Origin of the sequence: Labilibaculum euxinicum (assembly GCF_009795715.1) — a bacterium.
Lineage (GTDB): Bacteria > Bacteroidota > Bacteroidia > Bacteroidales > Marinifilaceae > Labilibaculum > Labilibaculum euxinus.
Genome location: NZ_WTCR01000009.1, coordinates 63,218 through 89,529 on the forward strand (window position 1 = coordinate 63,218; position 26,312 = coordinate 89,529).

Consider the following 26,312-nt stretch of genomic DNA (forward strand, 5'->3'; position numbering starts at 1 on the left):
GGAGATATATTTCCAGCCAAAAAGAAAGCCCGAAATTTTATCGGGCTTATAATCTTGTTTAGAGTTCTTCGTAACCTATTAATTGCTTTTTGCGCAGATTCTCTTTTTCAAATCCATCTAATTTTCTCTCACTTTTCAGCACCTCTTTCTCCCATGAACCATACATTGGGTTGGGAAGAACTATAAATCGTTGTCCAAATTCAGTTTGCCTTTCATCTACTTTCGAAAAGCCAAAGTCAGTCGATCTGTCTTCCAAAAACTCATCAAAATCACCTAAATTATCACCGGCAAGAATTAAAATTTCATGAGTTTCCAGTACTTTATTTCTGCGTTCGGTTTTTATACTTGTTTTCGTTTTTAGTAACACATGCCTTTCATCCGCAAAGGGAAATCCTAACTCATTAAGGTTCTCGATGGTTTTAGCCAAAGCCGAAGTATCACGGTTGGATATATAAAATGTTTCAACGCCTTTTGATTCTGCATATTTTAAAAACTCCAAAGAGCCAGGTGTAGCTGAAGCTTTTGCCATATCTGTCCATTCTTTCCAGGCTGCGCGTGTAAATGCTTCGCCGCTGCGAATCGAATTGGTTTCGAAAGGACTGTTGTCTAAAACGGTTTCATCAATATCAACAACAACAGCTTTGGGTTTTGTATTATCACTCTTGGTTAATAATTGATTATCCAACGAAAGTTTAGCCATGTTAAATGCCTGATAATACAATGCTCGGCACTCCGAAGCTCTTTGAAACCAAAGAGTAGCCATTACTAAATGTTCATTCTGATTATTTTCCTGTTTTTTTGAATCCTGAGGTTTGGAACAAGACGAAATCAGGATGGAAAATGCAGCTAAAGCAAAAAATAATTTTCTCATATCAATTGATATTTTAATTTTAGTAATTCACTAGGAATTGAATTTTTAAAATCTTCGGAGATGAATTTCAAATTGCAGATTATACTAAAAATGGTTTCGGAAATCGAAGATAATAAAAAAATGGCTGTAACTTTAATTTAGGTGTATGCGTCATACATTTGATTGCCACTAAATATGAACCTGGACGAATACAACATAAGTGTAGATCAGCATGCTGATGGAATGTTTCGTTTTATCCTCAAAAACATTAGAGATGAGGATAAAGCGAGGGATATTGTGCAGGATAGTTTCGAGAAATTATGGCGAAATGTTGAGAATGTGAATTCTCTGAAAGTAAAATCTTATTTGTACACAACGGCTTATCATACCATGATTGATTTGATTCGACGGGAGAAAAGAAAAGAAGATTTTGAAAATGTGGATGTTAGAGATTATTCGCATTCTGAGCATTATTCAGATTTAAGTGAGATTCTTGATGATGCCTTGAAAAGATTATCGGAGGTTCAGCGATCGGTAATTTTATTGCGCGATTACGAAGGATATTCTTACACCGAAATTGCAAAAATTACTGATTTAACTGAGTCGCAGGTGAAAGTTTATATTTATCGGGCAAGAATGCATTTGAAGAATTACATTGGAAGTATTGAATCAATAGTATAAGGAATAGGAGATGAGGGAAATAACCCGATACAACTACGAGGAATTCTTCCTTGATTATTTGGAAGGAACGTTAAGTTCCCTTCAGATTGTCGCGTTGGAAGATTTTTTAACCAAAAATCCAGATCTAAAATTAGAATTGGAGGAGATGGAGTGTCCTGTTTTTACTAAAGACTGCGTTAAAATTGATTTAAAATCATTAAAAGAAATTCCTTTTCGCGAAAGTTTTGATGAGTTTTGTATTGCCCGGCTAGAAGGAGACTTGTCGGTTGAAAATGAAATTGCATTCGATACTTTTCTGGAAAAGAACAAGTCCTTTCATAACGAGAATCAGATTTATCAAAAAACGATTTTACATGCTGATAATAGTCTTGTTTTCACCGATAAGGAAAAGCTGAAAAGAAGTTCCCGTAAAGTTGTTTACTGGCGGTATTCTTCAAGAGTTGGAGTTGCTGCCTCAATTGTTCTGCTTTTTTCACTTTGGAGTATTTTGTATCAATTTGAAGGCAATCAATCAAATGAAGAGAAAATTACGGCTAAGGTAGAAACTGCAATTACGGAAAGTAAGGAGACAAATAAAACTGAAAAGGCAATTGATGTTGAGGCTATTGCAACTCCCAAACAAGAGATTGTGAAGCCAGAGAAGAAATATTCTGTTGAAAAAGGACAGGCGCAGACAACAGATAGTCAGGAAGATGAAAAACAAGTTGAAAATATAGAAAAGGTGTTTAAGCGAGTTGAACCTGTGGTGCTTTCTGCTGATGCAGAACTCATTGCATTAGCCAATTCTGCAGATCCAAAGATAGAACTGGATATTCCCAAAGAAGAGAATACTGAAATCAGCACTCAAAATAACGGACTTGCACAATTGGGTATGTCATGGAAATCAAGTGTGCCCGAAAAGAAAGCTCAAAACTCTGTTTTATATGCTATTGCGAAATATGGCGTGGATAAATTGGGCGAAATTGCAGGGAAAAATGTTCAGTTGGAGAAGAAGTATGACTCTGCTACAGAGAAAACGCGATTAGATTTTAATACTGCAGGCATCGGTTTTTCAAAAACAATTAAATAAGCCTGTAACTATTCATTCACCACTTCGTCTTACCCATATAAATAAGATAAATATACCATTATGAAATGCCCAAGAGTAAATCATCATTAACTCTATACGAATGATGATTTGCAATTGGCAAGTTCCACCTGATAGTAACAAGAAAATTATAAAATGATGAAAAAAATATTTTTGCTATGTATGGCCTTTGTGCTTGTATTTGGAAGTAACGCCCAGGAAGTTGCTGATACCTTAAAAACAGATACAATCAAGAAGAAGATTTTAATTGAAGATTCGTGGTCGAACCAAAAAAAGAAATCAGAGAAAAAAGAAACTGTTAAAACTCAATCATGGGAAACGACCGCTGACACTACAAAAGTTAAATTTCTCGAAAAAGATTTAGTAAAAGTCGTTGAGGATGACAAAGGGATTAAAGCTAAAATTGGGAAGATTGGCAAAGTAGGTTTTGAAGAGGACAGAGACACTACAAAAATCCGACTTGGCGGAAAGCAGATTAATATTATTGACGGCTGGCACGGAACCAGAATCCGAATTCAGAAGGTAAATCCTTGGGATGCTAATCAGGATAAGTTTTTTCTTGAAGAGGAGAAAGGTTTTCGAGGACATTGGGCAGGTTTTGAAGTGGGCGTAAATGGTTTTGCTGACGAGTATTATGGTGATTATCTCGATGATCAGAAGGATTTTATGGATTTAGATATGGCCAAATCACTTGCCGTTAACTTAAACTTTCTTCAGTATGATATTAGTTTACAAAAGGAAAGAAACACCATTGGTTTGGTGACTGGTATGGGATTGGAGTGGAACAATTACCGTTTCGATCAAAATATAACATTAGCCAATGATGGTTCCGGAAAAATTGAACCAATTGCTTTTGATCCTGACTGGAACATTAAAAAAAGCAAATTAACCAGTTTGTACCTAACTGTACCTTTATTGTTAGAGTTTCAAATTCCTGTTAAGTACAAATCCCGAAGAGTTCACATGTCGGCTGGATTAGTGGGTGGATTACGAATTGGTTCTCATACAAAAGTGAAATACAAATCGAACGGGAATATGCACAAAGATAAAGATCACGACGATTTTAACCTGAACACTCTGCGTTGTGCAGCTCATGCTCGCATTGGCTATCGTTCACTAAACTTTTTTGCTACCTATGGTTTAACCGATTTATTCGAATATAATAAAGGTCCGGAATTAGTGCCTTTTACAGTTGGAATTACCTTGGTGAGTTTTTAGAATACTACTAATAGATAAATATTATTATGCCGGATCCTTGATGAATCCGGCATTTTTATTCATTTGCATTTTGAGCTTTGACGAGTGTTGAATTATGTGCTTTAAAAATAGTATATTAGCGACATGAAAAGAAAATTCCAGCTTTTAATTTGCTTTTTTTCTATCTTCCTTGCTCTGCCTGTATTTGCTGATTTTCAGACAAATTTGGATAGCTTGAATAATCGCTATACAAAAGTGTTTGGTCAGGAAAAATTGGAGACATTATTGGAGATGAGCCGGGCATATTGGGATACCGAACCTGGAAAAGGAATTGAAATAGCTACCAGAGCTCTAGCGACGGCTCAAAGTCTTGGTTATGATCAGGAAATAGTGAAAGCCATGTTTTATTTGGGAACGGCTTACTATAAGGATAATCAGTATGATTTCTCGCTGGATTATTTACTGCAGGCATATCGTTTTGCGAAAAATCATGATTACCAAAAGGAAGTTGCTGATATCAGTCACCAATTGGCTACTGTTTACTACCAATCTGGGAAAATCAACAAAATATACAATTACACAGAGGAAGCCAACACTATTTATAAGCAACTGGATGATAAGGTGGGAATTGCCCGATGTCTGAATATGTTTGGTGTTTACTATCAGTCAATTCGAGATTATGATCAGGCCATTGATTATTTACAGAAAGGACTGAAACTTGGGAAAGAAATTTCGCACAGATCCATCGTTGGAGAACTATTGAATGATATTGGTAGTTTGTATACCGAAATGGGAGATACTCTTAAAGCTATTCGAACTTATCATGAGGCTGTTGACTATTATAAATCAAATGGACCAAACAATAAAACCGGGGTTTTTGAATTGAATATGAGTGATTTATATCTCCATCATAACGATCTCATCAAAGCAAAACATCATCTTGACAAAGGTTATCTGGTTGGCAAACAATTAAAATCGAAAAGATTACTTCGGGATTATTACAAATATCTTTCGCTTTACTATACAAAACTTGGCGATTATAAGAATTCAGTAATTGCCTATCAAAATCTTCAATCTTATCAGGATTCTATTGCGTCGGAGCATTTATCAAATAAAATCGATGATTTGGATTCCAGGCACATGGAAAACATTAAAAATCAGGAAAATCAGGCTCTTCGTGCTGAGAATCAAACACAACAATTGGAAATTAACCGTCAGTATACCATTGGTTTACTGATTCTACTTTTACTACTTGTGGTTATATTTCTTCTCACTTTCCGGTACCGAAATAATCTGAAGGACAATGAGCTTTTATACCTGCGTAATCGTCTGGTAAGTCAGCATCAGGAGGAGTTAATAGGAGCAATGAAAAGGCTTAAAGAGAGTGAAGATAAGCTTAGAACAGCCAATGAAACCAAGGATAAAATGTTTTCCTTAATTGCCCATGACTTGCGGGGAGCAATTGGCAACATTAGTAATGGATTACGAATGATGCTTACCGACAAGGAATTGGATCTGTCTGAAGAAGATAAAACAGAATTTTTGCAATCTTTGTTTCATTCTGCGGATAATTCATTCGAATTGCTTGAAAATCTGTTGTTTTGGGCAAAAAATCAAACATCTACAATATCTGCTAATTTACAAATGGTTGATGCCAGTTCGATAATTAGTTCAAATATAAATTTGTCGGCAGAGTTAGCAAAAATTAAGTCCATTCGTTTAATTGCAAGTACCAATCCTTCAGTAGAAGTGTATATCGATTGGAATATGATTAATACAGTTCTGCGAAATTTGATATCAAATGCAATTAAATTCACCAATAAAGGAGGAATTATTGAAGTTAAATCGGAGATTGGAGAGTATTTTGTTAAAATTTCGGTGATTGACAATGGAATTGGAATGATGCCGGATCAGATTGAGAATATTTACGAGGGAAAAACGACTGATGGCACTGCTAATGAGAAAGGTACCGGTCTGGGTATTACTTTGTGCAGGGATTTCTTAGTGAAAAATCATGGCGAAATGATGGTAGAAAGTGAAGTTGATAAGGGCAGCACATTTTCGTTTATCATTCCCCGCAGACCGATGAGTGATGAGAAATTTAGTGAATTTGTGAAAAAGGAGACCCTGATTTCATTTGTAAATGTCTAAATTTAGGTCAGATAATTCACATCTACATAAACTAAATTCAGCGCAAATGAGATTATTATTAATAAGTAACTCCACGATGGCCGGGGAGGAATATTTAGACTATCCTAAAAACAACATCAAAGATTTTTTAGGCGATAAGCCGGTTAAGGCTTTATTTATCCCCTACGCAGGAGTGACTGTTTCTTTCGACGAGTATGAAGCCAAAGTAAAGGCTAAGTTCAATGAAGTTGGCCATGATATTGTTTCTATTCATCATTTCGAAGATCCGGTAAAGGCTGTTGAAGAGGCTGAAGCAATTGTTGTAGGTGGTGGAAGTACATGGAATATGCTGCATTTGGTGCATAAAAACAACCTGACGGAGGCAATCCGCAAGAGAGTGATCAGTGAAAATGTGCCATATATCGGTTGGAGTGCAGGTTCAAATTTGGCTTGCCCCACGATTAAAACCACGAACGATATGCCAATCATAGATCCTTTGGGATTTGATGCACTTAATTTAATCCCGTTTCAGATTAACCCACACTATTTAGATAAAAATCCTGATGGTCATGGAGGAGAAACGCGCGAAGATCGTATTAATGAATTTATGGTTGTAAATACTGATATGTATGTTGCAGGTTTAAGAGAGGGTAGTATGTTCTTGGTAGAAAACGGGAAAATTAATTTGATTGGTAAACTCAACTGCCGGATCTTTAAAAATAATGTTCAAGCATACGAATTGAGTCCAAAGGATGATTTTAATTTTTTGTTGAAATAAATTTTAGAAGATATATTTAAAGCGGTTGAATCTGCTTCAACCGCTTGCTTTAGTTTTGAGTAGGATTGACAAAACAGTCTAATTTTGTTATCCATGTCCGCGTGTCATCCAATCAATTGCTTCAACAGTTAGGATTGTTAGTGTTTCTATAGATTATAGAAACAAGTGCAGGATCAAATTTAAAAATAAAAATCCCGAAAAGGAAAACCTTCCCGGGATGATAGTATTTTATATCGGTGATATTAAAAATCAACTTCAACAACAATAGGACAATGGTCCGAGTGAATCACATCAGCTAGTATCGATCCTCCTTTTAGTAGCTCGCGAAGAGGTTCGCTTACCATATGGTAATCGATTCTCCAACCCAAATTCTTCCCTCTGGAACCAGCTCTGTAGCTCCACCAACTATATTTATCCGGTGATTGATCGAATACTCTGAAGCTGTCTATAAAACCACTGTCAATAAATTGGCTTACCCATTCTCTTTCTTCAGGTAGGAATCCCGAAACACCTTTCTTCTTTTCCGGGTTACTAATATCTATTTCTTTGTGACAGATATTATAATCGCCTCCAATAATCAAATTTGGTCTTTCTTTTTTAAGTTCATTAATATAATCGTGAAAATAGGCCAACCATTCCATTTTATAATCCTGTCGTGGCCCGCCGGTTGTTCCTGATGGATGATATGTACTAAAAACCGAAACATCTCCAAAATCAGCTCTAATTGCTCTTCCTTCAATATCATATTTTGGGTTGTCAACGCCAATAACCACACTGTCTGGCTTTTCTTTAGTCAGGATACCAACACCACTGTATCCTTTTTTTTCAGCAGAAAACCAGTAACAATGATATCCCAATTCTTCAAAAAGATGAGTTTCTATCTGCTCTGGCTGAGCTTTTGTTTCCTGAATTAAAAGGATGTCCGGATTTTCTTGTTTGAGCCATCCAATAAAGTCTTTTCCGAGGGCGGCTCGAATTCCATTTACATTGTAACTTATTATTTTTCGCATAGCGTATGTTTTTATTTGAAGAGAATAAAGATAAAAAAAAGAAAACCCTGATAAGGATAAATTCAGATAAGAGATAAATTAAAAATTCAGAAAATGCAATACGATTGCCTAAAATTACTTCAAATCAACTACTTTTGTAATAAAAATAAGAACATTGAAAGAAGGAGTAGTAATCAAGTCGACAGGAAGTTGGTATACCGTAAAATCCAACGATGGTGAAATCCATAATTGCCGGATAAAAGGGCGGTTTAGAATGGAAGGCATTCGTACAACCAATCCTATATCGGTTGGTGATAAAGTAGATTTTGAAGAAGAAAATGAGGCGAATGTAATTGTGAAGATTCACGATCGTAAGAATTATATTATTCGTAAATCATCAAATTTGTCAAAACACAGTCAAATTATTGCGGCAAATATCGATCAGGCATTTTTAATTGTTACTGTCAACTATCCGTTGACAACGACAACTTTTATTGATCGTTTTTTAGCTGCTGCCGAGGCATATCGAATTCCTGTGAATCTTATTTTTAATAAAATTGACAGATATCGTCCAAATGATATAACACGTTTAGCGGAACTAAAATATACGTACGAAAAAATAGGCTACAAGTGTTTTGAAATTTCTGCGAAGAAGGGAACCCATCTGGATATTATCAGAGAAGCCTTAAAAGGCAAAATAAATTTACTGTCGGGACACTCAGGAGTTGGGAAATCGACTTTAATAAATGCGATACAACCTGGTCTGGATCTAAAAACTGGAGAAATTTCCGAAGCTCATTCTCAAGGGAAGCACACCACAACTTTTTCAGAAATGTTCGAATTGGATTTTGAGGGTTATATCATCGATACTCCTGGCATTAGAGGTTTTGGAACTATTGATATGGAAAAGGAAGAAATGTCTCATTTTTTTCCGGAGATATTTAAAACTTCTAAGCATTGCCAATTCAACAACTGTACCCACGTGCATGAACCAAAATGTGCTGTAAAAGGCGCAGTCGAAATTGGAGAAATCTGTATTACCAGATACGAAAGTTATCTGGGGATGATCATGGAAGATGAGGACAGCAAATACAGAATTTAGAAAATACAGGAATTGTAAAAACGATTTTAAGACATAAGCACGTAATTACTACGTGCTATTTTTTATTAATATGGAACGAATAAATGGCTACAATACTTGATCCTAAGGAATTTCTTGAAATGGGTGAAATTTTACCCATGGTTGATGTTCGAACTGCTGCAGAATTTGAGACAGGTCATATTCCCGGAGCTCAGAATCTTCCAATTTTCACCAATGAAGAAAGAGTTGTAGTAGGGACCAAATACAAGAGAGCAGGCAAGGATTCAGCTGTATTATTAGGTTTGGAATTGGTGGGGCCAAAATTGGCTCGTTTTGTAAAGCAAGCAAAAAAAATTGCACCCGAAAAAAAAATATTGATACACTGCTGGAGAGGTGGAATGAGAAGCGGAAGCATGGCTTGGTTGTTCGAGACTGCCGGATTTACAGTTTATCTGTTAAAGGGTGGTTACAAAGCTTACAGAGCGTATAATCGAGAGCAGTTTCTCCGGAAAGCGGAGATTATTGTTTTGGGTGGAATGACTGGAAGCGGTAAAACGGAAGTTTTGCATGAAATGATAAAAATGGGACATCAGGTTCTCGATTTAGAGGGAGTTGCAAATCACAAAGGATCGGTATTTGGAGCCTTGGGACAAGCTGATCAACCAACCAATGAGAATTTTGAAAATGAACTGGCTAAAATCTGGTCTGGTTTCGATTTTGATAAGACCATTTGGATTGAAGATGAAAGCAACTCTGTTGGTGCTGTTTGGGTTAACGAGCAACTGTTTCTTAGAATGAGAAAAGCTGATGTTGTTAAAATGGATATTCCGAAAATCGAGCGAATTGAAAGATTAGTGAGGGAATATGCATGTTTCGATATTGCTGATTTAAAGGAACTTGTTTTAAAAATTGAGAAAAGATTAGGCGGATTGAATGTGAAAAACGCTTTGGAAAGCCTTGATAAAGGCGATTTTCATACTGTTGCAGATATTACTTTAACCTACTACGACAAAGCTTACCTTCACGGTCAGCAAAAACGAAAAGGGCAAACCATTTATTCTATTGCACTCGAAAAAGATGATCCTAAAGAGAATGCGAAAGCCATAATTGAATTCTACTCGAACTTAAAGAAGTAGTTTTTGGGATAAGAAATCAAAAGATTTGTCGTTACCTTTATGTGAAACCTTAGAACTCGAAAATCTTGGATATCTATCTGAAAAACCGGCATTGGAAATTTTATTTTTTACTGATTGCCATAATAATCGTTTTTGGCTCAATTCTTTATACCAATAATTTAGTTGGAAAACTAGCTAACGAAGAGGTGAAAAAAATTGAATTGTGGGCTGAAGGAATGCGGAGTCTGCAGTTGAATCCAGATCAGGATGTTTCTCTGATTAACCGTATTCTGGAACAGAATGAAACCATTCCTGTTATTCTTATTGATGATGATGGAAATATCGTTGATCATAGAAATATTAAACTCCCGAAAAGGAATGAAGATGAGGTTTTAAAGGAGAAACTTCAGGACATGAAGGATGATAACCATTTTATTGAAATAGAGCTTGTAAATGGGAAAAACTACATCTATTTCGACGATTCGAGTCTTTTAAAGCGATTGGCCTGGTATCCATTTGTTCAATTGGGAGCGATTATCACATTTATTCTGATTGCATTTTTGGCTTTTTCGTATTCAAAATCAGCTGAACAGAACCAGGTTTGGGTCGGAATGTCAAAAGAAACAGCTCATCAGTTGGGAACGCCTATCAGCTCTTTAATGGCTTGGATGGAGCTGATTAAATCCGGTGAGATTGATCCTCAATTATCTCTCGAAATGGCAAAAGATGTTAATCGGTTAGAGGTAATCGCTGAACGTTTTTCAAAAATTGGTTCAAAGCCGGTTTTAAAGTTTACAAACATCTTGGATGTACTTAGCAACAGTATCGAATACTTAAAAAAGAGAACTTCGGGCAAGGTTGATTTTAATTTAGATGGTGTTGATGTGGAGAATGCAGTTGTTCCATTAAATAAAGAGTTATTTTCTTGGGTAATAGAGAATTTGTCGAAGAATGCGGTTGATGCGATGGAAGGCAAGGGGAGTTTGAAATTTTTAGTTTCGAATAAAGCAAATCAACTAATAATCGATATCAGCGATACCGGTAAAGGCATAGCAAGAAATCAATTTAAGACTATTTTTAAGCCAGGATTTACCTCAAAAAAGAGAGGATGGGGGCTTGGATTATCTCTTTCGAAACGAATTATTGAAAATTATCACCGCGGAAAAATTTTTGTTGTTAGCTCAGAATTGGGTAACGGTGCGGTGTTTAGGATTATTTTACCTTTAAATTGAACCATTTGATTTTCAAATAGCTGATTTTTTTTTTGAAACCAACAAATAACTACCTATTTTTGCAGCCCGTTTTCAAGGGAGTTTTATCATTGAAACTGTAATTCAGTTTAATAATTGGTTAAGATTGCCGAAAAAAGATGTTGAGATTTATGAAAACGTATGATTAATTTTTATACTTTTGCAAAGTTTTATTAGAATATTTTGGATTATCTAGCAAAATATACGATTCCTTTCAAAGGATTGAAAGATGGTAAGCATGAATTCAATTTTACCATTGATCAGGAATTCTTTGAGCATTTTCAACAGGAAGATGCATATCAGGTTGATGCCTCAGTGAAAGTAACACTGGAGAAGAAAACTTTGGTTATGACTCTTACTATTGAATTGGAAGGTAAAATGAATGTGGCCTGTGATCGTTGTCTCGAACCATTTGACATGGAGGTGAGCGGAGAAAGCTCTGTTTATGTGAAATTTGGAGAAGAAAACGAAGAATTGGCTGATGATGTTATTGTGATTTCAGAAGCGGTAAACGAACTGGAAACAGCACATTACATCTATGAACTGTTTTCACTTAGCTTGCCTTTAAGCTTTGTTCATCCGGAAGATGAAGATGGAGATAGTACTTGTAATGAAGAAATGATTCAAAAATTGAATGACCATTCGGTGAACGATGAACAGATCATCGATCCAAGATGGAATGATTTAAGAAAATTGATTGATAATAATTAGTTAAATAGGTTGAAAAATGGCACATCCAAAACACAGAACGTCGAAGCAGAGAAGAAATAAGAGAAGAACTCATCTTAAAACTACTCCAGCTACTTTAGCATCTTGCTCAAATTGTGGAGCAACTGTTAAATATCATACTGTTTGCCCTGAATGCGGTTATTACAGAGGTAAATTGGCGATCGAAAAGAAAGTTACAGCATAATCTAAGTCAAGTTATTTAGGTTAAACGCAATATGTAAATTTGCTCCTCAGGTCTTACTTGGGAGCAATTTTGCTTATTATACAGTTTCATTTTGCAAATTCCGGAGTTATTAAATTGTTTCAATCATTTTTTGTTGAAGTATAATTCGGTATCTGTTTAATTTGTTTAGAATGGGATTTTTGTGTAAGTAGAACGCTGAATCTATCTGATAAACACTAAGTAAGCTAGAAGAATGTCAAAAATTAATGCAGTAATAACAGGTGTTGGAGCTTATGTTCCGGACTATGTTCTTACCAATGAGGAATTAAGCACCATGGTTGAAACAACCGATGAGTGGATTATGACTCGTATTGGTATTAAGGAAAGAAGAATTCTAAAAGGCGCAGGAAAAGGATCTTCAGATTTAGGAGCTAAAGCTGTTGAAGAGCTTTTGAAAAAAACCAATACTTCTCCTGAGGATGTAGATTTGTTGATTTGTGCAACAGTAACTCCTGACATGCAGTTTCCGGCAACAGCTAATATAATTAGTGATAAACTGGGAATTAATGACGCATTTAGTTTTGATTTAAATGCCGGATGTTCGGGATTCTTATTCGCATTGGTAACAGGTTCAAAATACATTCAATCGGGAATGTATAAGAAAGTGGTAATTGTTGGTGCTGAAAAAATGTCATCAATCGTTGATTATACAGATCGTCAGACTTGCCCTATATTTGGAGATGGCGCAGCAGCAGTAATGTTGGAGCCAACTACTGAAAATATTGGCATTATCGATGAGATACTGCATACTCAAGGGTTTGGTAGAAAACATCTGCATCAAAAAGCTGGTGGATCTTGCAAACCGGCGAGTCATGAAACAGTTGATGCCCGCGAGCATTTCATTTATCAGGAGGGAAATCATGTATTTAAGCATGCTGTTTCCAATATGGCTGATGTTTCCGTTGAAATGATGGAAAAACACAATATGACTGCTGATGATTTAGCATGGTTAGTACCGCATCAGGCGAATAACCGTATTATCGAAGCTACAGCAAAACGGATGGGATTGGCAAAAGAGAAAGTAATGATCAATATTGAGAAATACGGAAACACTACTTCTGCAACAATTCCTTTGTGTTTATGGGAGTGGGAGAACCAATTGAGTAAAGGTGATAACATTATCCTTTCAGGATTTGGGGCTGGGTTTACCTGGGGCTCAATTCTTTTGAAATGGGGTTACAATCCTAAATAAAACAATAATTAAGTGAAAATATAATCAGGCCTCCAATTGGGAGGCCTTTTTTCTTGGAATCATTTTAAAAGAGTGGTTTTTCTTCAACCAAATTTTTATATTTGTATGGCTTGCAAAGAGAGCCGTAAGCTCTTTTTTAATTCGAAAATACTTTTTTTTATAAAATTGAGTTGATTTACTATTGCTGATGAAATTCGTGTATCTGTAACTGCTTTATGGTGATGAGATCAGTTTCATAAGTGTTGGCAATATTTATCCACTCAGATTTATAAATTCAATATGATATTAACATGTTTAGCAAAAAAGATAAAATGAGCAAAAACAACGAAGTACAGTCAACCGCAGTAAATTTGATCTGCGATGGAACATCCATAACCGGAGATATTCAAGCATCAAGAGATATTCGAATTGATGGATTCCTGAACGGGAAAATGAAGGTGAATGGAAAAGTTGTTGTCGGAAATACCGGTAAAATTCAAGGAGATGTTCATTGTAAAACAATTGATGTTTCAGGAATGGTAGAAGGCAATATTTTTGCTTCAGAAATGGTTAATTTAAAAAATTCAGCAGTAATTTTAGGTAATATTACTACTGATAAAATTTCTGTTGAGCCAGGAGCCAAATTTACCGGATCCTGTAAAATGGGTGAGCCAGCTCCAAAAAAAGATGAAAAAAAGTAAAGAGAATCACAAAAGCTCCTTCGAAAAGAGAAAACAACAAACGACCAGTTTGGCAAAATATTCTGGTCTGGCATTTCAAATGATTGCCATCATCCTTTTGGTGTTATTTGGAGGATTTCAATTAGATAAGTATTTGGAAAATGAATTTCCATTATTCACAATCATCGGAGCTTTTGGAGGTGTTGTATTATCCTTATATTTTGCGTTAAAAGATTTGTTAAAAAAATAGTCGGACGCATATAAATTCGAATATGGAAAAATCATTTAAAAAGTACATTCGAAACTTAGGAATTATTTCCGGAGCACTTTTAGTCATCTCGGTTCTGATGTATTTGACTTTGTTAAAACCATGGTTCAATTATGTGTTTCCTTTTGTTATATTGTACTTTTTCCTGATAAGTTCCTTTCAGCATTATAAATTGATTAAATCCGCAAAGAATAATCCCCGGGTTTTCAATACAAATTATATGGCATGGTTTGGAATAAAATTATTCTCACACCTAAGTTTTGTCATAATTTATGTTTTACTGGATCGTTCACAGGCATTGAGTTTCGTCCTGTTTTTTGGATTTTGCTATGTAGTATATACGACTTATGATGTTGTATCTTTATCCAATACACTAAGGTCTGGAAATGTTAAATGATTTTAAAAAGCCGAATGCAATAGTTTTTTTATTAAATTTGGAAGTCAAATTAAAAACCTGTAGGTTTTTAGTTTAAAAAGTAAGTAATAAATGAATGAGTAATCATTCCTGAAAATATTGTTAATGCAATTTGTTTTGAATTAACATTTTAACCAAACAGATTGAATAAAATCCAAATCAGTTGATTTTGCCTCAAGCCAAGGTATTTGGTATCTGTTGTAAAAAGTAAGTCATTTACGTATGAAAAATATTCATCGATTTCTGTTGATTTTCTTCTTAGCATTAAATGTTATTCCGGTTTTTGCCTCTGGAGATGAGCATGCGGAACCTGCTTCTCAAGAAACACATGAAAAAGAAAAGTTTGAGCCAGGAAATTTTATAATGGATCACATTGCTGATTCCTACGATTGGCATGTTTTTAGTGTTGGTGATTTTCATGCAACCATGCCTTTGCCGGTGATCGTTTACTCTCAGCATTCCGGATTTCACATGTTCATGTCCAGTAATTTTCATCACGGACATTCAGATTATGAAGGATTTTCGATTGCCAGTGAAGGTGAATACAGAGGAAAAGTAGTTGAAATGGTAAATGGACATGAAGTACGTCCATTTGATATCTCAATGACTAAGAATGTTGTCGCCATGCTGATAAGTATGGTTATTCTGCTGTGGGTATTTATTTCTGTAGCCAAATCGTATACAAGAAGAAAAGGAAAAGCTCCTTTAGGTCTTCAGTCTTTTGTTGAGCCAATTATAATTTTTATTCGGGATGAAATTGCTAAACCCGCTATTGGAGAAAAGACATATGCAAAATACATGCCTTATCTGTTAACCATCTTCTTTTTTATTTGGTTGAATAATTTAATGGGAATGGTACCATTTCTACCGGGAGGTGCAAATGTCACCGGAAATATTACCATAACAATGGTATTGGCATTGTTTACTTTTGTAATTACATCAGTGAATGCAAATAAATCGTATTGGAAACATATTGTGAACACTCCAGGTGTACCATGGTGGTTAAAGTTTCCTGTACCTTTGATGCCTTTGGTTGAGGTAATGGGTGTTTTCACAAAACCATTTGTTTTAATGGTTCGACTCTTTGCCAACATTACTGCTGGTCATATGATTGTTTTGGCTTTTGTTAGTTTGATTTTCATCTTTGGACAAATTAGTCCGGGATTAGGATACGGAACCTCAGTTGTCTCAGTACTTTTTGTTGTATTTATGGATATGCTTGAGCTGTTGGTAGCCTTAATTCAAGCTTATGTGTTTACGCTTCTTTCTGCGCTTTACTTTGGTATGGCAACAGAAGAACATCATTAAGAATTTATCTACTCCCAAAAATGGGAGCTTTAATAGTTTTTTATCAATTAATTAAAAACGCTATGATTACATTAACAATTCTTCTTCAGGCTGCGGCAAGTATGGGCATTGCCAAAATGGGTGCTGCATTTGGAGCTGGTTTAGCTGCCATTGGTGCTGGTATTGGTATCGGTAAAATTGGTGGTAGTGCTCTTGAGAGTATTGCTCGTCAACCAGAAGCTTCTGGAGATATTCGTTCAAACATGATTGTTGCTGCGGCTCTTATTGAAGGTGCTGCATTTTTTGCGATTATCATCTGTTTGTTGGCTATCGTATTGTAATAGCATTATCCACAATTTGCCATAAGAGATTGTCTGCGGCAAATTGTGGAATCTATTTGGATGTTAACATCACTTTAAGTGAATTAAAATAGAATAACATGGGCTTGGTAACACCTGAATTAGGAACTTTTATATGGATGCTTTTGGCATTTGCCATTGTATTATTTATCCTGAAAAAGTTTGCTTGGAAACCGATATTAAGTGCATTAAAAGAACGGGAAGACTCTATTGAAGAAGCTCTTTGTTCTGCTGAGCGTGCCAAAGAAGAAATGGCGGCATTACAGGCCGATAATGAAAGAATTCTTCAGGAGGCAAGAAAAGAGCGTGAAGCAATGCTTAAAGAGGCAAAAGAGATGGGCAGTAAATTGGTTAGTGAAGCCAAACAAAAAGCGACTCTTGAGGCTGATAAAGTAATAGAATCGGCACGAATAAACATTGAGAGTGAAAAATCCGCAGCTTTGAATGAAATTAAAGCTCAGGTTGCACTTCTTTCTGTTGAAATAGCAGAGAAAATTCTCCGTCAGCAATTTGCTGATGATCAGCAGCAAAAAGATTACTTCAAAAAGTTAATGGACGAAGTAAAGTTGAATTAGTAAATGAGAGAATGGGAATCTCGTTGAATCTCAGATCTCACATCTAATAATCTAAAAGAATATGAACGAAAGTAAAATCTCGGTTCGTTATGCCAAAGCTCTTTTTGAATTAGGAAAAGAGGAGAACTTAATTGAGTCCGTAATTAAAGATATTCAGCTGATTGATGAGGTTTGTAAAACAATGCCTGAATTTTGGCTTATGGTTGAAAGTCCTGTTGTTAAAACTTCTCAGAAAAGAACTTCGGTTAAGCTGATATTTGGTGATAAAATAAATCCGGTCAGTCTTAATTTTTTAGATTTGGTGGTGCAAAATCGTCGTGAAATTTATCTAAAGGATATTTCCCGAAATTTTTTGTCATTGTGTCGTAAAGATAAAGGGGTTTTATCAGCAACACTTACATCTGCATCAGCTATTGAAAAGGAAAGTAATCTCAAATTGAGCGAATTACTTTCAAAATCTTTCAATGCAAAAATTGAATTGCAGGAAGTGGTTGATAAAGAAATTATTGGTGGATTTGTGCTTCGAATTGAAGATCAGCAACTGGATGCGAGTGTTAGCAATCAGTTGAATTTAATTAAGCGCGAATTGCTTTCAAATCATATGAAATAGAATTTCAAATCGGATTAAACTCTGACTAAATAAAAATTAAATATGGCTAGTATTAAACCTGCAGAAGTTTCGGAAATCCTAAAGCAGCAATTACAAGGATTAAAAACCGAAGCAGAACTGGAAGAAGTCGGAACCGTATTGCAAGTTGGGGATGGTATCGCCCGCATCTACGGTTTATCGCACGTTGAATCCAATGAGTTGATTGAATTCCAAAATGGCGTTTTAGGTATTGTATTGAACCTCGAAGAGGACAATGTCGGAGCTGTTCTTTTGGGAGAAACTCAAGGAATTAAAGAAGGTGATGTTGTAAAACGAACCAAGCGAATTGCCTCAATCAATGTTGGTGAGGGAATGTTAGGACGTGTAATTAATACCATTGGTGAACCTGTTGATGGAAAAGGGGAAATAAAGGGTGTAACATACGAAATGCCATTGGAACGTAAAGCTCCCGGGGTGCTTTATCGTCAGCCGGTAACAGAGCCTTTGCAAACAGGATTAAAGTCGATTGATGCGATGATTCCGATTGGACGCGGACAGCGTGAGTTAATCATTGGTGACCGTCAGACCGGTAAAACAGCAATCGCAATTGATACCATTATCAATCAGAAAGAATTTTACGACAAGGGAGAGCCGGTTTATTGTATCTATGTAGCTATAGGACAGAAAGGTTCTACTGTAGCAAATATTGCCAGAACACTTGAGGAGCATGGAGCAATGGCCTATACGGTTATTGTGATGGCAACAGCAGCTGATCCGGCTGCATTGCAGTTTTATGCCCCTTTTGCAGGAGCTTCTATTGGAGAGTTTTTCCGCGATACAGGTCGTCCTGCATTGATTATTTATGATGATTTATCGAAACAAGCGGTATCATACCGTGAGGTTTCTCTGCTGCTTCGCCGTCCACCAGGGCGTGAAGCATATCCAGGTGATGTATTTTATTTGCACTCAAGATTGTTAGAACGTGCGGCTAAAATCATTAATTCAGATGAGATTGCCCGTCAGATGAATGACTTGCCTGAGAGCATGAAAAATGCTAAGGATAAGAATGGTGAATCGATTATTAGAGGAGGAGGTTCTTTGACTGCACTTCCAATTATCGAGACTCAGGCTGGTGATGTATCAGCATACATTCCAACCAATGTAATTTCGATTACCGATGGTCAGATTTTCTTGGAATCAGATCTTTTTAATGCTGGTATTCGTCCTGCAATTAATGTAGGTATCTCGGTATCTCGTGTGGGTGGTAATGCTCAGATCAAATCAATGAAGAAAGTAGCGGGTACTTTGAAGCTGGATCAGGCTCAATATCGTGAATTAGAGGCTTTTTCCAAGTTTGGTTCTGATATGGATGCTGCAACCCGTTCAGTTTTAGATAAAGGTTCAAAGAATGTGGAAATCTTAAAACAAGGACAATATTCACCTTACACCGTTGATAAGCAGGTAGCTATTTTATACTGCGGATCACAAGGATTATTGCGTAATGTTCCTGTAGATAAAGTGAAAGAATTTGAAATTGAATTTCTTGATTTCATGGCTATGAAGCACAAAGCAGTGTTAACTGAGCTGGGATCGGGAAAATATACTCAAGAAGCACAGGATATCATGAAATCCGTTGTGAATGAGTTATCTGCGAAATATAAATAATTAACAATTAGTAATTAATAATGAGGAAGATAACTCATTAATTATTAATTGATCATTGCTAATTATGAATTAGAATAAATGGCTAATTTAAAAGAAATTCGTACTCGTATTTCATCGGTTCAGAAAACCAAACAGGTTACTGCGGCGATGAAAATGGTTTCTGCTGCCAAATTAAAAAAGGCTCAGGATGCTATCGTGCAAATTCGTCCATTTGCGGCTAAGCTTCATGAGATTTTATCGAACCTGACTGGAAGTTTGACTAATTCTGATGATAACTTATACGGTGTGGAGAGAAAGCCTGAAAAGGTTTTGTTGGTTGCGATTACATCTAACAAGGGCTTATGCGGTGGATTTAATGCAAATGTAATTAAGCAGGTTACTATTTTGGGTGAGACTACTTACGCTGAACAAAAGCAGCGAGGTTCACTGCACATATTGGCAATTGGAAAGCAGGGATTTGAAATTCTTCGTAAACATTTTAATGTTGTTGGAGAATACAATCATGTGTACGATAATTTGAACTTTGAAAGTGTTTCGGCTATTGCTTCTTTCGTTATGAAAGAGTTTGTAGAAGGGAAATATGACAGAGTTGAATTAGTTTACAATCAGTTTAAAAATGCGGGAGTACAAATTCTAACAACCGAACAGTTTTTGCCAGTAGTTCAGCCCGAAGAGGATATGAGCAGTCAGACAGAATATATTTTTGAACCAAATCAGGAAGAAATTTTAGATGAGTTGATTCCAAAATCTTTAAAAACACAATTTTATAAGGCAATGCTGGATTCTTTTGCTTCGGAACACGGAGCAAGAATGACAGCAATGCATAAGGCAACAGATAATGCTTCTGATTTAATTCAGGATCTGAATCTGACCTACAATAAAGCCCGTCAGGCTGCAATCACCAACGAAATTTTGGAGATTGTATCAGGAGCAGATGCATTGTCCAGCTAATGCCATTTTAAAGACCATATTTAAACGATTTATATTTGCTGCAAGCTCACCTTAGGGTGGGCTTTTTTTTTAGAATAGACTTGTTTTTGTGATGAATTTAGGCCAGTCTGTGATAGCTACTTATACAGACTGGCCGAAATTCTAAATTTACAATGACTGTTAAGCTATAGCAATTGATCCTTTTCACAATTGGTGCGATGTATTTCCCAGACAATTGTGTTAAATCAAATGAAAAAGTATACAACGTGTCCAGATAGGGGAAATAGATTGGTATTGAAACAGCAGTTCCAATACCGTGTAACTTACCAATATAAGTTTATCATTTTACTACAGACAGCACGGGACTGCTCCATTAAATTCCCAGTGGTTCACGATATGTTGGATTGTTCTGATGGTGAAACAGGACAAAAAAAATCCCCATCCATTCCGGATGAGGATCAATTGTATTCCAAAAGCCAATGGCTAAAATGCCAATAGCTGGATTATTCTTTTATCTCGTTAAGAGCTTCACTTACATTGATGCAGTAATCACCTATTTTTTCACACTCGGAGAACAGATCGTTGTAGATAATACCAGCCTGATATTTGTATTTATGTTCCTCAACATTGTTTAAATGTTCTGTTTTTAGGAGAGTTCGGTAATCATTTATTTCACGCTCAATTTCCCAGGCTTTTTTGATTTTTACTTCCGCAAATTCTTTTTTAGTGTTTTCATGCATCACATCAAGAGCTTCGTCAACCAAGGCGAACATATTGTTGATATTATCTCTCAATTCCTGAGGAAACCATGCTTTTTGTTCGCGTTTCCTTTTCATTGCTTTGGCGAGGTTAAGAGTTGAATCACCAACACTTTCAATATCACTTACCATTTTAAAATAAGCACGAACTCTTTCCGAGTTTTCAGAACTTAGTCTGGTTTCAGACACTTTAGCAAGAAAGTTGGCAATTTCCACTTCCATATCATCACTTTCATCTTCTCTTTTGTCAATTTTCTCGAAAAGTTTATTGAAAGTTTTATCATTAGTTTCGTTAAATGCCTGCTTGGTATAGCTAAACATTTTCTTCGTGCTTTTTACGTATGCACTGATTTCTTTTTTAGCTAAAAATAAAGATGCTTCTGGAGTAGAAAGAGTTCCAGTCTTTATGTGCTGAAGTTTGAATTCCTCTTCTACATCTTCCCGAACAGGAACCAGTTTGGTAACTACTTTTACTATGAAATTGGCAAACCAAATCAGGATAACAACATTTAGAATATTAAATCCGGTATGAAATAATGACAAAGAAATAGGTACGGCAGCTGTGTTTGTAAAAGGATTGCCTCCACCAAGAATAGTCATGTTAACCCAAGCAACCATCTTTAAGAAAAATGGCAGTGCAATCAGCATCCACATAACACCAAAAGTATTAAAGATTAGATGGGCTCTTGCAGCTCTTTTAGCTGAAGTGTTGGCAATCATTGCGGCAAGATTCGCTGTAATGGTAGTACCAATATTTTCTCCCAGTACCATAGCAGCAGCCATTTCGAAACTAATCCATCCACTATTACACATTACTAAGGTAAGTGCCATGGTAGCTGATGATGATTGAATTAAGATAGTAAGAAGGGTTCCGATAGTCAAAAATAGTAGGGAAGAAGCAAATCCCATGTCCGTATAGCTGGTCAGGAAATTTAGAATCTCAGGATTATTTTTGATATCAGGCATTGAGGTTTTAAGAAATTGCAAGCCAATAAAAAGTAAGGCAAATCCCATAATCAATTCACCCCAATTTTTCTTTGTGCGATTTTTTGAAAACAGGAATGGAAGACCTAAACCTATTAAAGGCAAAGATATTGCACTCATACTAACCTTAAATCCCAAAAGTGAGATTAACCAGGCAGTAACCGTAGTACCGATATTGGCACCCATAATTACTCCTATCGATTCTACCAGAGATAACAACCCGGCATTTACAAAGCTAACCACCATTACAGTTGTTGCTGATGACGACTGAATAAGGGCAGTAATTAACACACCAGTCATTACACCTTTAAATCGGTTGGAAGTCATTGCTGCGAGAATGGTTCGCATCTTGTCTCCGGCAACTTGTTGAAGAGATTCACTCATCAATTTCATTCCGTAAAGGAATAAGCCTAAAGACCCTATAAGTGTTAAAATATCGGTCAATCCGTAATTCATAACTTATTTAGTTTATTTGTTTTTCAATAGATTAGTAGCTGTTAAGGCCGCAAAAATAGAAGATATTTACAAAACCTCTAATTTTTTATCGTGTTAATTGAGTATTAAGAAAAAGTAAAAATAAGCTTAGAAAAATGTTACAATAAATTGGCACCGAGATTTTTTATAAATTTTTAACGCTTACTAATTGTTTTGATAGTAAGTTGATTGTGTGCAGGCTTGCATCAGGAAAATTGGGATTCATATTTAATTTTTAATGAAATTTGTGAATAATTGAGATTTAATCATTTAAAACACACTTGTTTTTGGCAATTAATTTGTTAAAAACCAACTGGTTTCATTGAATTTGTATAATTTTGAAGCTTAATACCATTAACAGATGCGTATTAGGATTCTATACAATCATCATCTTTTGATAAAATGATTATAAGTCGTATTTTCGCCGAAATCTAAAAATAAAAACGAGAAGATCTCTTTAGCAGGATAATAGTATGTGGAACAGAATTGCAGGATTAATTCTTAGGAATAGAATTTTACTTTTGGTGATAGTTGGACTTATCACAATATTTATGGGATACAAAGCTCAATTTGTGGAGATGTCCTATCAGTATGCGGCACTTCTTCCTGATGATGACCCTGCATCTGTGGAATATGAGCGTTTTAAAAACACTTTTGGGCAAGAAGGAAATGTAATGGTTTTTGCCGTTCAGGATACTGATTTTTATGAACTTGCGAAGTTTAACGATTGGATTGCCTTAGGAGACAGCCTGAAAGCTTTGGATGGAATTGATGCCGTGGTTTCCATTGCACATACCTACAATATCAATAAAAACAGTGAAGCGAAGAAATTTGAATTTCAAACAATATTCCCAAAGAAACTAAATTCCCAGGAAGAATTAGATAGTCTTGCTATTGTTGCCGAGTCATTGCCATTTTATCAAGGCAGCTTAATTAATAAGGAATCTCATACATATTTGATGGGAATTACGGTGAACGGCAGAATTATTAATTCGAAAGCGCGTGAACCAATGGTTGTTAAGGTTCGGGAAATTACTGACCGGTTTACTGCCAAGTACAATTTGGAAATGAAATACTCGGGACTTCCTTATATTAGGGTAGTTACCGCGCAAATGATTAAAAAGGAGATGAAAATGTTCATTTACCTTTCTCTTCTAATTACTGCGATTATTTTATTTATGTTTTTCCGCTCTTTTAAAGTGGTTTTCTTTTGTATGTTGGTTGTTGGTTTGAGTGTAATCTGGGCGGTTGGATCAATGGTCTTGTTCGATTACAAAATTACTTTGCTTACCGCAATGTTACCGCCATTACTGGTGGTAATCGGGATTCCGAATTCCGTTTTTCTCATTAATAAATATCACGGAGAATATATTCGGCACAACAACAAGATAAAAGCTTTGCAACGTGTTGTCTCTAAAATTGGAAATGCAACTTTCTTAACCAATCTTACTACAGCATCAGGTTTTGCTACTTTTATAGTGACTTCCAGTCAGATATTGAAGGAGTTTGGTGTGATTGCGGCCTTAAATATTATGGTGGTTTTTGTTCTTTCATTACTTCTAATCCCAATCATTTTTAGTTTTTTAAACCCTCCGGATCAAAAAGCAACAAGTCATTTGGACAATAAAATGACTGTTTGGTTTGTGGGCAAATTGGTAAAGATTGTATTAAACAGACGGACTGTAGTTTATACTGTGGCATTTATTTTGGTTGCCATTGGGGGTGTTGGAATCAGCAAAATTAAAAGCACTGGTTATATGGTTGATGACTTGCCGCATGACAATGTAATATTTCAGGATCTGAAGTTCTTCGAAAAGAACATGGATGGAATTATGCCTTTGGAAGTGATGGTAGAAACCAAGAAAAAGGCAGGCATTTTAAAGTTATCAACCTTAAAACGATTAAATGCTCTTAACGATACGTTAAAATCATATCCTGAAATATCATCATCTGTTTCGATTGTTGAGGCGGCTAAATTCGCCAATCAAGCTTACTTCAACGGCAAGGAAAAATACTACAAATTGCCAACCAGCAATACTCGAAATGTGATAATGTCCTATTTGGCCAAGGCCGATACTGGTGATGATTCTAAATTGTTCAGCACTTTCGTGGATTCTACTCAGTCAATTACCCGAATGAGTTTTCGAATGAAGGATATCGGAACTACCAGAATGGAAGAAATGGAGCAAAGAATTCTTGCCCGTGTAAGCGAAATTTTCCCTGAGAATCAATACACTGTTCATGTAACAGGATCCAGTATCATCTTTTTTAAAGGGAATAAATATCTGGTAAAGAATCTATTTATAAGTCTTGCTTTGGCAATTTTTCTTATTGCCTCATTCATGGCCTGGATGTTTTCTTCCAAAAGAATGGTTGTGGTTGCTTTGCTGCCAAACATTTTGCCATTGATAATTACAGCAGCACTAATGGGCTTTTTCGGCATTCCTATTAAGGCATCAACCATATTGGTGTTTAGTATTGCATTTGGTATTTCCGTTGACGATACCATTCACTATTTGGCTAAATACCGTCAAGAATTAAAAGCAACCAATTGGAGTATTCGATCATCTGTTGTTCTTGCACTTCGAGAAACCGGGCAAAGTATGATGTACACCTCTATCATTTTGTTTTTCGGTTTCGGTATTTTTGCTTTATCTGATTTTGGAGGAACTGTTTCTTTGGGGATACTGGTGTCGGTAACTTTACTTTCAGCAATGCTCTCCAACTTAATTTTGTTGCCATCATTGTTGCTGACTCTTGAGAAGTTTATTACCAACCGATCGTTCAAAGAACCACTGCTTCAGATTTTCGATGAAGAGGAAGATATTGAACTGGATGATCTTAGAATTGCTCCGATGGAAAACAAAGAGGAAAAAGAAAGCCTTGTGAATTGATTTTTTTATATTTTAGTGAGCTGTTTCTGAAAGCTATTCTATAATTGCCTTTAGCGATTTCTGATTAAAAGCATAAATCTCATTTGAGGTTTTTTTGAGTTCCTGTAAATCGATCTCAGATCTAACTTCTTATATCTAAATTCTATAAAAAAATGTATAGTTTTAATGAACTTCATGAAATTATTGAAAAAGAGATAGATGGACTGGAGTTTTCTGCTCCGCCGGAAGGTCTTTTCGAACCAATGAAATATATATTAGGTATTGGAGGGAAGCGGCTTCGCCCAATTTTAGTTCTGCTGGGTGCTAATTTATACAAGGATGATCTATCAAAAGTTTGTTTGCCTGCTATCGGCATAGAAATATTTCACAATTTCACACTTTTGCATGATGATGTAATGGACAACGCTCCAATTCGCAGAAAGAAGAAAACAGTTCACGAAAAATGGAACAGTAACGTAGCTATTCTTTCTGGTGATGCCATGTCTATTAAAGCATATCAGTATATTGGTTCCTGCGAAGACAAATATCTGCGCGATGTTCTTACTGTGTTTAATCAAACAGCATTGGAAGTTTGTGAGGGACAGCAGTTCGATATGGAATTTGAAGATAGAAATGATGTTGAAATTGAAGAATATTTAAATATGATTCGATTGAAGACAGCAGTTCTATTAGGAGGAAGTCTAAAAATGGGAGCAATAATGGGTGATGCCTGCTCAAAAGATGCTGAGTTATTATACCATTTTGGTGTGAATTTAGGTATGGCATTCCAACTTCAGGACGATCTTTTAGATGTTTTTGGTGATGAGACTGTTTTTGGAAAGAAAATTGGTGGTGATATCTTATCCAATAAGAAAACCTTTCTTTTAATTAATGCTCTGGAAACTGCTTCGGGAGATGTCGAAAAAGAATTAAAGTTCTGGATTACAACAAAATCTTTTAATCCGGAAGAAAAAATAAAGGCCGTAGGAACTATTTATGAGCAATTGAATGTTCGTGAATATTCACAGAATAAAATTGAGAATTATTTTGCTTTATGTCTCGAATATCTTGATAAAGTAGATGTTGATGCCGAAAAGAAAAAGGAACTATATTCATTGGTTAAAGGTTTAGTCGATCGTTCCGTTTAAGAATGTTAAAAATTCAGATTACATTC

The 26,312-nt window shown here is 35.8% G+C and carries 24 protein-coding genes; 21 read left to right on the forward strand and 3 right to left on the reverse strand.

Annotation, left to right across the window (positions count from 1 at the left end):
• Nucleotides 1-58: 58 nt before the first annotated feature.
• A complete protein-coding gene (locus tag GQR60_RS12925; RefSeq protein WP_124993333.1) occupies nt 59-871 on the reverse strand; it encodes a 5'-nucleotidase, lipoprotein e(P4) family in 813 nt (270 codons plus the stop codon).
• Nucleotides 872-1,045: 174 nt separating this feature from the next.
• Here GQR60_RS12925 and GQR60_RS12930 point away from each other — a divergent pair, with 174 nt between their 5' ends.
• From GQR60_RS12930 to pepE, 5 genes are all read left to right on the forward strand, one after another.
• Nucleotides 1,046-1,531, forward strand: a complete 486-nt coding sequence (locus tag GQR60_RS12930; protein ID WP_124993334.1) for an RNA polymerase sigma factor — start codon at nt 1,046-1,048, stop codon at nt 1,529-1,531.
• A gap of 10 nt (nt 1,532-1,541) precedes the next feature.
• Nucleotides 1,542-2,600, forward strand: a complete 1,059-nt coding sequence (locus GQR60_RS12935) for a hypothetical protein (protein ID WP_124993335.1) — start codon at nt 1,542-1,544, stop codon at nt 2,598-2,600.
• Between the two features lie 156 nt (nt 2,601-2,756).
• On the forward strand, nt 2,757-3,836 hold the full coding sequence (locus tag GQR60_RS12940) for an outer membrane beta-barrel protein (RefSeq protein ID WP_160463479.1): 1,080 nt from the start codon (nt 2,757-2,759) through the stop codon (nt 3,834-3,836).
• Between the two features lie 123 nt (nt 3,837-3,959).
• Complete coding sequence (locus GQR60_RS12945; protein WP_124993337.1) at nt 3,960-5,966, forward strand: tetratricopeptide repeat-containing sensor histidine kinase; 2,007 nt, start codon at nt 3,960-3,962, stop codon at nt 5,964-5,966.
• Between the two features lie 46 nt (nt 5,967-6,012).
• The gene (gene pepE / locus GQR60_RS12950) at nt 6,013-6,723 is read left to right on the forward strand and encodes a dipeptidase PepE (protein WP_124993338.1); all 711 of its coding nucleotides are present in this window, start codon (nt 6,013-6,015) and stop codon (nt 6,721-6,723) included.
• 242 nt (nt 6,724-6,965) lie between these two features.
• Here the strand turns inward: pepE and GQR60_RS12955 are convergent, their stop codons facing one another.
• Nucleotides 6,966-7,733, reverse strand: coding sequence for an exodeoxyribonuclease III (locus GQR60_RS12955; RefSeq protein WP_124993339.1), 768 nt, complete (start codon nt 7,731-7,733; stop codon nt 6,966-6,968).
• 154 nt (nt 7,734-7,887) lie between these two features.
• On the opposite strand from GQR60_RS12955, the gene rsgA reads away from it, so the two are divergent.
• From rsgA to atpG, 14 genes are all read left to right on the forward strand, one after another.
• Nucleotides 7,888-8,814 (forward strand): ribosome small subunit-dependent GTPase A, encoded by a 927-nt coding sequence (rsgA, locus tag GQR60_RS12960; protein ID WP_124993340.1) that lies wholly within the window; start codon nt 7,888-7,890, stop codon nt 8,812-8,814.
• Nucleotides 8,815-8,897: 83 nt separating this feature from the next.
• Complete coding sequence (gene mnmH / locus GQR60_RS12965) at nt 8,898-9,929, forward strand: tRNA 2-selenouridine(34) synthase MnmH (protein ID WP_124993341.1); 1,032 nt, start codon at nt 8,898-8,900, stop codon at nt 9,927-9,929.
• A gap of 65 nt (nt 9,930-9,994) precedes the next feature.
• Nucleotides 9,995-11,140: a sensor histidine kinase gene (locus tag GQR60_RS12970; protein ID WP_191991622.1), complete on the forward strand. Its 1,146-nt coding sequence runs from the start codon at nt 9,995-9,997 to the stop codon at nt 11,138-11,140.
• 201 nt (nt 11,141-11,341) lie between these two features.
• Complete coding sequence (locus GQR60_RS12975; protein ID WP_124993343.1) at nt 11,342-11,869, forward strand: YceD family protein; 528 nt, start codon at nt 11,342-11,344, stop codon at nt 11,867-11,869.
• A 16-nt stretch (nt 11,870-11,885) separates the two neighbouring features.
• Nucleotides 11,886-12,071 (forward strand): 50S ribosomal protein L32, encoded by a 186-nt coding sequence (rpmF, locus tag GQR60_RS12980; protein ID WP_101311674.1) that lies wholly within the window; start codon nt 11,886-11,888, stop codon nt 12,069-12,071.
• A gap of 232 nt (nt 12,072-12,303) precedes the next feature.
• On the forward strand, nt 12,304-13,302 hold the full coding sequence (locus GQR60_RS12985) for a beta-ketoacyl-ACP synthase III (RefSeq protein WP_124993344.1): 999 nt from the start codon (nt 12,304-12,306) through the stop codon (nt 13,300-13,302).
• A 311-nt stretch (nt 13,303-13,613) separates the two neighbouring features.
• Nucleotides 13,614-13,982, forward strand: coding sequence for a bactofilin family protein (locus GQR60_RS12990; RefSeq protein WP_124993345.1), 369 nt, complete (start codon nt 13,614-13,616; stop codon nt 13,980-13,982).
• Nucleotides 13,969-14,211, forward strand: a complete 243-nt coding sequence (locus GQR60_RS12995) for an AtpZ/AtpI family protein (RefSeq protein WP_124993346.1) — start codon at nt 13,969-13,971, stop codon at nt 14,209-14,211. The genes GQR60_RS12990 and GQR60_RS12995 overlap by 14 nt, the downstream gene beginning before the upstream one ends.
• Nucleotides 14,212-14,866: 655 nt before the next feature.
• Entirely contained in the window at nt 14,867-15,952 is a 1,086-nt protein-coding gene (gene atpB, locus GQR60_RS13000; RefSeq protein WP_124993347.1) for a F0F1 ATP synthase subunit A, read from the forward strand.
• Nucleotides 15,953-16,014: 62 nt separating this feature from the next.
• Entirely contained in the window at nt 16,015-16,272 is a 258-nt protein-coding gene (atpE, locus tag GQR60_RS13005) for an ATP synthase F0 subunit C (RefSeq protein ID WP_156194809.1), read from the forward strand.
• 98 nt (nt 16,273-16,370) lie between these two features.
• Nucleotides 16,371-16,865 carry a F0F1 ATP synthase subunit B gene (locus GQR60_RS13010; protein ID WP_124993348.1) on the forward strand — a complete coding sequence of 165 codons (495 nt, stop codon included), beginning with the start codon at nt 16,371-16,373 and terminating at the stop codon, nt 16,863-16,865.
• A 61-nt stretch (nt 16,866-16,926) separates the two neighbouring features.
• Nucleotides 16,927-17,475 (forward strand): ATP synthase F1 subunit delta, encoded by a 549-nt coding sequence (gene atpH / locus GQR60_RS13015; protein WP_124993349.1) that lies wholly within the window; start codon nt 16,927-16,929, stop codon nt 17,473-17,475.
• A 42-nt stretch (nt 17,476-17,517) separates the two neighbouring features.
• A complete protein-coding gene (gene atpA / locus GQR60_RS13020; RefSeq protein WP_124993350.1) occupies nt 17,518-19,119 on the forward strand; it encodes a F0F1 ATP synthase subunit alpha in 1,602 nt (533 codons plus the stop codon).
• Between the two features lie 78 nt (nt 19,120-19,197).
• Nucleotides 19,198-20,070 carry an ATP synthase F1 subunit gamma gene (gene atpG, locus GQR60_RS13025; protein WP_124993351.1) on the forward strand — a complete coding sequence of 291 codons (873 nt, stop codon included), beginning with the start codon at nt 19,198-19,200 and terminating at the stop codon, nt 20,068-20,070.
• Between the two features lie 482 nt (nt 20,071-20,552).
• On the opposite strand, the gene GQR60_RS13030 is transcribed toward atpG, so the two are convergent.
• The gene (locus GQR60_RS13030) at nt 20,553-22,247 is read right to left on the reverse strand and encodes a Na/Pi cotransporter family protein (protein ID WP_124993352.1); all 1,695 of its coding nucleotides are present in this window, start codon (nt 22,245-22,247) and stop codon (nt 20,553-20,555) included.
• A gap of 491 nt (nt 22,248-22,738) precedes the next feature.
• Between GQR60_RS13030 and GQR60_RS13035 the strand changes: the two genes are divergently transcribed.
• Complete coding sequence (locus tag GQR60_RS13035) at nt 22,739-25,159, forward strand: efflux RND transporter permease subunit (protein WP_124993353.1); 2,421 nt, start codon at nt 22,739-22,741, stop codon at nt 25,157-25,159.
• 152 nt (nt 25,160-25,311) lie between these two features.
• On the forward strand, nt 25,312-26,286 hold the full coding sequence (locus GQR60_RS13040; protein WP_124993354.1) for a polyprenyl synthetase family protein: 975 nt from the start codon (nt 25,312-25,314) through the stop codon (nt 26,284-26,286).
• The last annotated feature ends 26 nt before the right edge of the window (nt 26,287-26,312 follow it).